This is a genomic window from Bradyrhizobium huanghuaihaiense (assembly GCF_007830635.1).
In the GTDB taxonomy this organism is placed as follows: domain Bacteria; phylum Pseudomonadota; class Alphaproteobacteria; order Rhizobiales; family Xanthobacteraceae; genus Bradyrhizobium; species Bradyrhizobium huanghuaihaiense.
Window position 1 is genome coordinate 189233 of the sequence record NZ_VLLA01000018.1, and the last position, 10632, is coordinate 199864.

Below are 10632 nucleotides of genomic sequence, written 5' to 3' on the forward strand. Positions count from 1 at the left end.
CATGCGAACGCTCAAGCTCGATACGCCGAAATCGCTGTCGCAGCGCGTGATGCAGCGGCTGCGGCAGGCCATCATCGACGGCGAGTTCGCGCTGGGTGCAGCGATCTCGGAAGAGATGGTGGCGAATTCCTTCGGCGTCAGCCGCACGCCGGTGCGCGAGGCCATGGGCCAGCTGCAGGCGCAGGGGCTCGTGGTGATCCGCCCGCAGGTCGGCAGCTTCGTGTTCACGCCGAGCGCGGACGACATCACCGCGCTCTGCACCTTCCGCATCGCGCTCGAGCCCAAGGCGGCCGAACTGGCCTTTCGCCATGATCGCAACAGTGCGATCGCCGCGATGAGCGATGCGATCGCGGCGATGGAGCCTGCCGTCGCGGCCAGGGACAACATCGCCTATGGCCGCGCCGACGCAGCGTTCCACGAGGCGCTGTTCGCCCATTGCGGCAACAATTACCTCATCGAATCCTACCAGCTCGTCTCGGGCCGCGTCGCCGCGCTCCGCACCAATTTGACCTCGCCGATCGACGTGCGCACTCGCACGTCCTTCGACGAGCACCGCAAGCTGCTGGCCCTGTTCGCGCGCGGCGAGTTCGCCGCTTTCGAACAGCTGATGACGACGCACATCACCAATTCGGGCCTGGTCTATGCCAAGGCGTTGAAGGTGGAGGCGTTGAAGGTGGAAGCGCTGAGGGCGGAATGAGCGCGCCTACTGCCCGTCCCTCGATCCTGGCCTGTCCAGGAAGTCCAGCGCGGTGTTGATCTGCTCGAGCTGGTGCTCGATCCTGTCGCGATCCTGGACGACCTGCGCCTTCTCGAGTTCCTCCACGAGCTTCTGCTTTCGCGCCAGCAAGTTCTCTATGACCGTGCTCACAAGCCCCCCTCGCCCCGAAGCGAGCATCGGGGCAGAAATCCGGCCAGCGGCGCTGTGCCGGAATTGTCGAGGCGCGCGCGAGCGGGGGCTCGCGCAGGCGCCAGGGTCAGAATGTTCGCGAGGGCGGTTGGTTCCTGCGAGTGAACCACAATGCCGGCAGATGTGACGATTGCGACACTCAATGCGTCAGGACGATGCCTGCAAGTTGCACCGGCACGATGGGGGTATGGGCGATCGAAACTGCGAACACAGCCAGCAATGCGAAGAACGCGCAGAGCCTCATGTGCACCGTCCTGCGATCGGTGACCGGCAGCAGCAGGAAGAACAACATCGCCAGGACCAGCAACGCGTCGATCAGAAACATGGGGCCTCTCCCTTGAAACCGGGAGCAGGATGACGCGGCGCGGCCGGCGGGTATGTGGACGGCGTCACACAGCCGAACCGGGCCTTTCCCGCGGCCTGTGCTGCCGAATTATGCGCCACCGGGAACCTTAATCAGCGAAGGCGGCATAGCGGCCGGTTGTATTCGGAGGCCCGGAGTCCTATGCGTATCCGCCATGGACACCCAGATCATCACCGCCGAAAAGCCCCTGATGGCCCAGGCCCGGCCGCGCAAGCCCGCGCCGTTCCTTCCCATGAGCCGCGCCGAGATGGACGCGCTCGGCTGGGATGCCTGCGACATCGTGCTGGTGACCGGCGATGCCTATGTCGATCATCCCAGCTTCGGCATGGCCATCATCGGCCGCCTGCTCGAGGCGCAAGGATTCAGGGTCGGCATCATCTCCCAGCCCGACTGGCACTCGGCCGAGCCGTTTAGGGCGCTCGGCAAGCCAAAGGTGTTCTTCGGCGTCACCGGCGGCAACATGGATTCCATGGTGAACCGCTATACCGCGGACCGCCGCATCCGCAGCGACGATGCCTATACCGCCGGCGGCGAAGGCGGCAAGCGGCCGGACCGCTGCACCGTCGTCTACGCCCAGCGCTGCCGCGAGGCGTTCAAGGACGTGCCCATCGTGCTCGGCGGCATCGAGGCCTCGCTGCGCCGGATCGCGCATTACGACTACTGGTCCGACAAGGTGCGCCGCTCGGTGCTGGCCGACGCCAAGGCGGACCTCCTGCTTTACGGCAATGCCGAGCGCGCCGTCGTCGAGGTGGCGCAGCGGCTCGCGGCCGGCGAAGCACCGCGCGAGCTCGACGACATCAGGGGCGTCGCGCTGTTCCGCAAGGTGCCTGCGGATTACGCCGAGCTGCACGCCGACGACCTCGATTCCGCCGACGAGGGCGCAACGCGCCAGAAGGGCGCGACCGTGATCCGGCTGCCGGCACTGGAGCAGGTCGAGCAGGACAAGGAAGCTTATGCGCGCGCCTCACGCGTGCTGCACCGGGAGAGCAATCCCGGCAACGCGCGGCCGCTGGTGCAGCGTCATGGCGATCGCGACCTCTGGCTCAACCCGCCGCCGATCCCGCTTACCTCCGACGAGATGGACGCGGTCTACGACCTGCATTACGCGCGCGCGCCGCATCCGTCCTACGGCGATGCCAAGATCCCGGCGTGGGACATGATCAAGTTCTCGGTGACGATCATGCGCGGCTGCTTCGGCGGTTGCACCTTCTGCTCGATCACCGAGCATGAGGGGCGCATCATCCAGAACCGGTCGGAAGGCTCGATCCTGCGCGAGATCGAACGCATTCGCGACAAGACGCCGGGCTTCACCGGCGTGATCTCCGACATCGGCGGCCCCACCGCCAACATGTACCGGATGGCGTGCAAGGACCCGAAGGTCGAGGCCGCGTGCCGCCGGCCGTCCTGCGTCTTCCCGGAGATCTGCCCGAACCTCAACACCTCGCATGACGATCTGATCCGGCTCTATCGCAAGGTGCGCGAGACCAAGGGCATCAAGAAGGTGATGGTCGCCTCAGGCGTGCGCTACGACCTTGCGGTCGAGAGCCCGGAATACATCAAGGAGCTCGTCACCCATCACGTCGGCGGCTACCTCAAGATCGCGCCGGAGCATACCGAGCGCGGTCCGCTCGACAAGATGATGAAGCCGGGCATCGGCGCCTACAACAAGTTCAAGCGGATGTTCGATGAAGCGGCCGAGCGGGCGGGCAAGAAATATTACCTGATCCCCTATTTCATCGCGGCGCATCCGGGCACGACCGACGAGGACATGATGAACCTCGCGCTGTGGCTGAAGAAGAACCGCTATCGCGCCGATCAGGTGCAGACCTTCCTGCCCTCGCCGATGGCGACCGCAACCGCGATGTACCACACCGGCGTCAATCCGCTGCGCGGCGTGCGCCACGGCGGCAGCGACAAGGTCGAGGCGATCAAGGGCCTGCGCCAGCGCCGCCTGCACAAGGCGTTTTTGCGCTACCACGATCCCGACAACTGGCCGGTGCTGCGCGAGGCCTTGATCGAGATGGGCCGCCGCGACCTGATCGGCTCGCAGCCCCACCAGCTCGTCCCCGCGCATCAGCCGCCCGGCACCGGCAAGGCCGCCGGCACCAAGCGCCCCGTTCGCCCCGGCGGCAAGACGCAGCGCTTCACGACCAAGGGCCTGCGGGTGATGAAGTAGCGCGCGCATCTGCGTGGCGCTTTCGCACCTCCAAAACAAAAGTGTCGAAAACAACCCCATGCACAGTAGCCGGGGGCAGTAAAATCAACGGCTTAAAGCGCAACGCGATGGGATGGATCGTCACCGCGCATTGGCTCGTTGATCGAGCATGATCCTTTCAAAGAACCACCGCGCATTTTGCTGATTTTGCGAAACCGTTGACCCGTCGGGCAAAACAGGGGCAGGATGGCATCCTCGCAAGACTTGGGAGAGGGCAAGGCCCTCCGCTCCGGATGCAACGCGGCAGTCAGCGGTCTTCAGCGAGATCGACGCTCGTCACCCAGAACGGATATCCAAACTGACATCGACCCAGCTCAAGCCACCACGGCTTCCACCACGCTTGCAGCTGAATTCGTCGGCACCACCTGAGTTAAGCGAAAGCCGGCCTTGCTGAGAAGAAGCCCGTATTCGGCGCTCGTACGTTCCTGGCCACCGATTTGCTGAGCCCGCTTTTGCCGCCCCTACAAACCCCGATCGCGGCCTACTCGTTGTACAGCTCGCCATTTGTGGGTTAGGTTCCGAAGTTGTCATGTGCCGCATCGTAGCTGATCCGTCAGCAGGTCTGGAGCTGGTCATGCAGCCGATGAACGAGGTCCCATTCGAGACGACCCTGGCTGAATATGTCGAAGAAATGCTCGACGCCTGTACGCGATGCGGGAAATGCGTCGAGGCTTGTCCGAGTGTCGAGCCGGCCGGCATCTTGGGGACAAAGTCCGAAGACATCATCGGCGGCATCCTCGAACTGGTACGTACCGGCAACGGCCCGGAAGCGTCGCGCAAATGGGCGCAGTCCTGCATGCGGAGCGGGGCATGCATCAAGGCGTGTGACTATGGCGTCAATCCGCGTTTCTTGCTGAGCATGGCGCGGCTTGGCATCTCGAAGTCGGACAATGAGCTTGCCGAACGACGCCGGCAGGGGGTGGAGAAGTACCGCGACGGCAGTCGTGGAGTGAGCGTGCTTTCGCGCCTGCAACTCGATACGGACGTGCTCGAACGACTGGGTCAGAAATCGGCGTCGGTCTCCACGCCCGTTGAGGCGCCGGATTTCGTGTTTTACACCGGCTGCAATGTGCTCAAGACGCCGCACATCGCCTTGCTTGCCCTCGATATCATGGATGCGCTCGGCGTCAATTATCAGGTGATGGGCGGACCAAGCCACTGTTGCGGCATCCTCCAACTCAAGTCTGGGGACGCAGAGATGGCCGGTCGTATGGGCTCGAGCACCATGGAAAAGCTGTCGCACTCCAACTCGGGGCAGGTGATCTCCTGGTGTCCGTCGTGCTACGTCCAGTACACAGAAACCATCCTGCCAACGGTGAAGCGGCAGCGCGGCTCCCGCCCGTTCGAGATGAGCCCGTTCATGCGCTTTCTCGGTGACCGGCTGGCGCAGCTAAAGCCGCACCTTCAGCGCAAGGTCGAAATGCGGGTCGCGCTGCACAAGCATCCCGGCGTGGCCGGCGTCGTGGAAGCCGCCGCTGAAATCCTGACGACGGTCCCCGGTATCGAACTCGTCGATCTGAACCAGCCGGCGGTGGGTTTGCAGAGCGTGGATGTCGGCGTACTTCCAAAGTTCAAGCGCGAATTGCAACTTATGGAGCTTGAGGCGGCGCGCGATGCAGGCGTCGATGCACTGGTCGCGATCTATCATTCCGATCATCGCGAACTGTGCGCGCACGAGCGCGACTGGCCATTCCGCATCATAAATATCCTTGAAGTGGTTGGCGAAAGCATGGGCCTGCATCGGCACGATCGCTACAAAGAGCTCAAGATCATGCAGGACGCCGACCAGATCGTCGCCGACTGTAGCGACCTGATCGCAAAGCACTCGCTTGATCCTAACAATGCGCGTGACGTCGTGGTGAAGGTGCTGCTTGGCGATCAGCCGCTTCCCCTGAGGAGCGGCGCGCTCCCAGAGCCGCGCGCGGGGGGTGTGGCGCCGTCGTAGCAGCTTGACGTCGCCTATTGGCCCATCAGCGAAGTGACGGGACACTCATTGAGGTCCGCTAGTGGAGGCATAGCTGGCCGTGTACTCATAAACGGAATGTCGGCTCCCGAGGGCCGACCGGAAATCTTCTACTCGCACGGGCTCAAAGTGACGGTGCTCACACCGCTCCTGACTGGCAGCAGCATTGCTGTCCCGAAGAACGCTACCATCCTGGCGCTGGATGAGTGGTTCGATATCCTGCCAGTGGCTGTTGCACCCGGCTGGCTCCCGGAGTTCAATTCCGCAACTTCAGCACGTGGTATACGTTAGCGAGACAAGGCCCAGGGACACGCCCCCGGAAACGTGGAGGGCTCATGGGCATAGAGAAAATGCACCCGCCCAAATACTGGCGAGACCGCGCGGAAGAGTTCCGCGCGAAGGCGGACAACTGCGAGCATAAGCGGGTCAAGGAACCGCTCCGGAAGATCGCCAAGACCTACGACGACATCGCCCGGCGATCCGAGCTGATCCGCACCGTTCAGGACGCTGCAGAGTAAGGCCGCTGAAGGTTGGAACAAATTCCCACACATCTAAGTTGATGGGTCCGGAATCACGCCTCGACAACGTGATGCCGACACAAAAGGCCTCAGCTCCGCCAGCCCCGAGCTGAGGCCTTTTTATCGCTTGTGTACATTTTTGCACGGAAGCCGGAACCGAAGCGCGCCCTGTGAATCATGTCCACGGGCCAAGTGTCGGAATGTCGAGACGTGTCGCGCTTTCATTATTTCGCCAGAGAGGCCGCAGCTACGCTGCTCCGTATGGCAAAGACCACAAAGGACCCGGCGGTTGCGTCTGGCTTGATTCAGCGGGCGGCCGACCTGAAGGACCGAACCGGAGAACTCCCACCCGCTGACATAGCGATGGGCGAACAGCCGCCAAAGCCTTTGACGCGGAACTAGGGCCGCCTCAGTCGGTCTTCTTGGGCTCAAAACGCGCTATTCGCCGCGCCCCGTCCCATAGCTCCACCGGGTTATCTTCAGCTAGCCGCTCAGCAAGTGTTCGGGCGTTTTCTTCAGTCGCACAGACCAAATCAACCGACTGAATAATCTGCCCCCCAAAAGTGAGGACGAAAGCCCGATAAGTCTTCATCGGACTCCCCTGTTTTTCCCGAGAGAGTAAGGCCGTCTCGATTGGCGGCCGATTGCCGCGCCAGCTAAGGCTGGACGCTAGCCGGGAGGGAACAACTCGCATGCCGCGGGTAACTTAGCGATTGAGCAACCGGCGTACCCCGCATTTGCTTGCTTTTGAGCAGACCACATCGGCCCCAGCCTGGAGGTTTTTCCGGATCGAAAAACGAGCTGGGACCGAGAGGTCTGCCCCTGTCTGGGCGGCAGACAGCGACAAACGGAGCTTTCATCCCAAAAAGCGATCCCGGTGGGATTCACATTTGTGAATCCGACACAAAAACGAGCGCTCCAGCCCGCCGGGTAGCGAGCTGGAGCTTAGTCGCGGCAACAGGTCTTGCGAAGGAGGGCACGCAAGCCTGATCATTGAAATGGCCGCAGGGGGCGCTCGTTCCTAACAAGCGACGGCCGCACGCCTTCCTCATCGGCCGAGACGGCGCTCAACCTTCTTACGGCTGCTGCCCACCTTCTTGACCGCCTTCTTCACTGCTGCTCGAGCTCCGCATCGCAGCCGACGGCTACGAGATATCGGATAGGCTGAAGGACTTCATTGAAGGGCAGCGCGGACGCGCGATCGGCGTTCAGCTAGCGCTGCCATTGAGCGCAGTCTAGCTGGAGTCCTTGCCCCGCCGTCGACCGCCTTACCGTCGCGGCTGAAAGAACACTACAGCATCAGGCTCACCAACCACACCGAGAGCGAGCAGCAGAGCGCAATTCCAAGATACGGCAATGCATTTGTCATCGGCGCCTCACTGACGAAATTCCGACGCTCAAATCGAGCCCAAGATTCGCATATTCGCGGCCGCGTGACTATCTCCTTCTCACGTCACCCGCGTTCGAGTTCTGCCTGCCCACATCCGTCAAGGCCGTCCCCGACGGTCCCGACTGGTTCCACGAGATCAAGTACGACGGCTATCGCCTGCGCGTCGAGCGCAAGGGTCGCACCGTGCGCCTGATCACCAGGAATTCGCCATCGACGGCGAGGCCGTCGCGCTCGGCGTCGACGGCGTTTCCGATTTCGACGCGCTGCACTCGCGCAAGCACGATGACGAGGTGCAGCTCTATGCGTTCGACATTCTGGCGCTGGGCGGCGAAGATCTGCGCCAGCTGCCGCTGGAGATGCGCAAGACCAACCTCGCCAGGCTTTTGCGTGGCCGACCCGACGGCATGTTCATCGCGCCGTTCGAGAGCGGTGCGATCGGGCCCGACTTGTTTCGCGCCGCCTGCGATCTGCGCCTTGAGGGCATCATCTCCAAACGTCGCGATCGCCGCTACATCGCCGGCCGCACGCGCGAATGGCTCAAGATCAAGAACCGCACGTATCCGGCCATGAGCCGCGAGCTGTAGGGCAGTGTACTCATAAACGGAATGTCGGCTCCTGAGAGCCGACCGGAAGTCTTCTAATCGTCTAGAGCATTACTGCTTGTGAACCAAAGGCGACCTCCCGGGGAGCGTAAAATTCCCTTCCTATTCCGAGGTAATCATCATTGCCAGTTGCCCGGTATGGAGGAAAGCGTGCGTAATCTTTGCAACGGGCAATTGCGGCGGCTTTGACAGCTTCCTGAGGGTGATGGGGCTTCTGTGACGAATTTGCTCCGAGAGATCGCGAACTCTCCAATAAACTCGTTCGCCGCCGACGGTACAGAGCCCCAAGCACAATGCACGCTGGGCCAAGTCATTGGTCGGACTGCCAGCCGGTTCCCGCACCAGACTGCGATCGTTTCCACCACGTTTGCGCCGCTGACGTACGGCGACCTTCAGCGCCAGTTGGAGGAGATCCGCGGGCAGTTGCGTTTGGGTGGGTTCAATTGCAGCGCCCGCATCGGCGTGCTCATGCCGTACGGTCCGGAGGCGGTTCTCGCCATCGTGGCAGTAGCTTGCTGCAGCATCGCGGTTCCTCTTGATCCGCGGCTATTGGCGACGGAGATTGATCAGCGCCTCGACATGCTGCGTCTGAATGCACTTCTCATACCGCAAGGCAGTTCTTCTGAGGTCCGCAAGCGTGCAGAGCGTCGAGGGATTGCAATCCTCGAAGCTGCTCCGGCCGGGCACGGACAACTTGGATTGGCCGTCGCCGTGCATGTGGCCGACTCTCCGGCGACCGACGCCGAGCCTGACCCGAGTTCGGCCGCCTTCATCCTGCAAACGTCGGGTACGACGGCGCAGCCGAAGCTCATTCCATTCAGCCACAGCAATATGCTGGCCGCAGCCGCACGGCTTCAGGCCTGGTTCGATCTCACGCCAAGAGACCGTTGCCTTAGCGTGTCACCCCCTTTCTACTCGCACGGGCTCAAAGTGACGGTGTTCACACCGCTCCTGACTGGCAGCAGCATTGCTGTTCCGAAGAACGGTACCATCCTGGCGCTGGATGAGTGGTTCGATATCCTGCGGCCGACCTGGTATTCGGCCGGCCCCACGCTTCACGCTGCCGTGCTGGACAAGGCAACCTCTCAGAATGCGCTGACAGAGCACACCTTGCGGTTCGTCGTGTCGGGTGGTGCGCCGCTTCCGAAGGAAGTGCATGACGGTCTGCAGCGCATTCTAGGTGTGCCCGTGCTCGAGCACTATGGCTCCAGCGAAGCCGCGCAGATCACGGCCAATCAGCCGCCGCCCGGCCCGAACAGACCGGGGACTTGTGGGCAACCTTGGCCTGAAACCTTGGCCATTGTTGGTAAGGATGGCCATCCGCTACCCGTTGGCGCACGAGGTGAGATCATGGTTCGCGGTCCTACCGTGACCTCCGGCTATCTCGATGCGCCGGAACTCAATCGGGCTGCCTTCGTGGGAGGGTGGTTTCGCACCGGCGATATCGGCAGCCTGGACGCGGACGGCTTTCTGTCCGTGCACGGGCGCGTGAGCGAACTGATCAACCGTGGCGGTGAGAAGATCGCGCCGGCCGAGGTCGAATCGGTATTACTACGCCATCCGGCCGTCGCCGAGGCCGCTGCCTTCGCAGTCTTCCATCCACGCCTCGGTGAGGACGTCGCAGCCGCCATTGTTCCTCGCCCCCATGCCCACGCGACGCCTCTCGAGCTTCGCCACTTCCTGCAAGGCGAGCTGGCCTCGTTCAAGATTCCACGACGCATTCTGATCCTCGACGAACTGCCGAAGGGTCCGACGGGAAAGGTTCAGCGGCGACGGCTGCGCGAGTTGATCGATACCCCGACCGACCATCAGGAGGCGATGCCCGGGCCTGATGTGAACAGGGGGCCATTGGATGATCTGGAAGCTGAATTGCTGACCCTATGGCGGAGGCTGCTCAAGTCCGAGGCCGTAACGATCGACGATGATTTCTTTGCCAGCGGTGGCGACTCCCTTCTTGCGATGGAAATGCTTCTCGAGGTGGAGCGGCGCATCGGCCGTCCCGTGCCGGACACGATCCTGTTCGGGGCAGAGACGATCCGGGAATTCGGTCCCAAGATCGCCATGCAGATGAACGCTCCGCCGACGCCGATCTTGGAGTTCAACGGGCGTGGTGATCGGCCTCCGCTATATTTCTTCAATGGGGATCTCGTCGGCGGCCACTCGTGCATGCGGCAGATGGTCGAGCTTTTCGGGGCCGACTACCCGATCATCTCCATCAATCCCCATGGTCGTCACGGGGAGCCAATTCCGCCATCGATCGAGAAGATGGCAGCCGATCGGCTGCCGCTTATCCTAGAAAGGCAGGCGAGCGGCCCTTTCCTCCTGGGCGGCAAATGCAACGGCGCCATGGTGGCGTTCGAAGCAGCCCGCCTGCTGATGGCAGCCGGCCACATGGTCGACATGGTTGCGATGGTCGACCCGCCGACGGTTGGTGCCAGTCTGGCGCTGCAGGCGATCCTCGGGGCGATGCGGCTCATCGTTTCGCGCCCCCATCTGCAGTGGACCTATGAACTGATGGCCCTGCTGGAGCGGTTCTTCAACACGCCGACGAGCCAGCAAATTACGATTGCCAGGCTGCATAGGGCTTTGTCCAATCCCGGTAATCCCAATTATGAGGTTCCGCCGGCGACATGGAGCTCTTATTCAAGCGCAATGGCGCAATATCGTCCGCTG

General features: G+C 62.5%; 10 protein-coding genes. 6 read left to right on the forward strand and 4 right to left on the reverse strand.

From position 1 onward, the window contains the following. Position 1: 1 nt before the first annotated feature. A complete protein-coding gene (locus IQ16_RS30390) occupies positions 2–697 on the forward strand; it encodes a GntR family transcriptional regulator (protein WP_018646341.1) in 696 nt (231 codons plus the stop codon). Between the two features lie 6 nt (positions 698–703). Here IQ16_RS30390 and IQ16_RS45870 read toward each other — a convergent pair whose 3' ends face one another. Together IQ16_RS45870 and IQ16_RS30395 are read right to left on the reverse strand one after the other, a co-directional pair. Then, positions 704–868, reverse strand: coding sequence for a hypothetical protein (locus IQ16_RS45870; protein ID WP_167526360.1), 165 nt, complete (start codon positions 866–868; stop codon positions 704–706). Between the two features lie 178 nt (positions 869–1046). Beyond that, positions 1047–1232, reverse strand: coding sequence for a hypothetical protein (locus IQ16_RS30395; RefSeq protein ID WP_018646339.1), 186 nt, complete (start codon positions 1230–1232; stop codon positions 1047–1049). A gap of 193 nt (positions 1233–1425) precedes the next feature. Here IQ16_RS30395 and IQ16_RS30400 point away from each other — a divergent pair, with 193 nt between their 5' ends. From IQ16_RS30400 to IQ16_RS30415, 3 genes are all read left to right on the forward strand, one after another. Beyond that, positions 1426–3447, forward strand: a complete 2022-nt coding sequence (locus IQ16_RS30400) for a YgiQ family radical SAM protein (RefSeq protein WP_145831913.1) — start codon at positions 1426–1428, stop codon at positions 3445–3447. A 613-nt stretch (positions 3448–4060) separates the two neighbouring features. After that, positions 4061–5431 (forward strand): heterodisulfide reductase-related iron-sulfur binding cluster, encoded by a 1371-nt coding sequence (locus IQ16_RS30410; RefSeq protein WP_145831914.1) that lies wholly within the window; start codon positions 4061–4063, stop codon positions 5429–5431. A gap of 353 nt (positions 5432–5784) precedes the next feature. Beyond that, on the forward strand, positions 5785–5967 hold the full coding sequence (locus IQ16_RS30415) for a hypothetical protein (RefSeq protein ID WP_145831915.1): 183 nt from the start codon (positions 5785–5787) through the stop codon (positions 5965–5967). A gap of 409 nt (positions 5968–6376) precedes the next feature. Here the strand turns inward: IQ16_RS30415 and IQ16_RS30425 are convergent, their stop codons facing one another. Together IQ16_RS30425 and IQ16_RS46675 are read right to left on the reverse strand one after the other, a co-directional pair. Continuing rightward, entirely contained in the window at positions 6377–6559 is a 183-nt protein-coding gene (locus tag IQ16_RS30425; protein ID WP_035668734.1) for a hypothetical protein, read from the reverse strand. A gap of 456 nt (positions 6560–7015) precedes the next feature. Next, on the reverse strand, positions 7016–7123 hold the full coding sequence (locus IQ16_RS46675) for a DUF3606 domain-containing protein (protein WP_080648193.1): 108 nt from the start codon (positions 7121–7123) through the stop codon (positions 7016–7018). 443 nt (positions 7124–7566) lie between these two features. Between IQ16_RS46675 and IQ16_RS30435 the strand changes: the two genes are divergently transcribed. Continuing rightward, the gene (locus tag IQ16_RS30435) at positions 7567–7941 is read left to right on the forward strand and encodes an ATP-dependent DNA ligase (protein WP_347340203.1); all 375 of its coding nucleotides are present in this window, start codon (positions 7567–7569) and stop codon (positions 7939–7941) included. A gap of 234 nt (positions 7942–8175) precedes the next feature. Then, a partial coding sequence (locus IQ16_RS30440) for an AMP-binding protein (protein WP_145831916.1) occupies positions 8176–10632 on the forward strand: 2457 nt, incomplete at its 3' end.

What these genes read in the sequence shown, in the direction of transcription:
- IQ16_RS30390 (WP_018646341.1), top strand. Translation starts at nt 2, where the DNA reads ATGCGAACGCTCAAGCTCGATACGCCGAAATCGCTGTCGCAGCGCGTG.
- IQ16_RS30395 (WP_018646339.1), bottom strand. Translation starts at nt 1,232, where the DNA reads ATGTTTCTGATCGACGCGTTGCTGGTCCTGGCGATGTTGTTCTTCCTG.
- IQ16_RS30400 (WP_145831913.1), top strand. Translation starts at nt 1,426, where the DNA reads ATGGACACCCAGATCATCACCGCCGAAAAGCCCCTGATGGCCCAGGCC.
- IQ16_RS30410 (WP_145831914.1), top strand. Translation starts at nt 4,061, where the DNA reads ATGCAGCCGATGAACGAGGTCCCATTCGAGACGACCCTGGCTGAATAT.
- IQ16_RS30415 (WP_145831915.1), top strand. Translation starts at nt 5,785, where the DNA reads ATGGGCATAGAGAAAATGCACCCGCCCAAATACTGGCGAGACCGCGCG.
- IQ16_RS30425 (WP_035668734.1), bottom strand. Translation starts at nt 6,559, where the DNA reads ATGAAGACTTATCGGGCTTTCGTCCTCACTTTTGGGGGGCAGATTATT.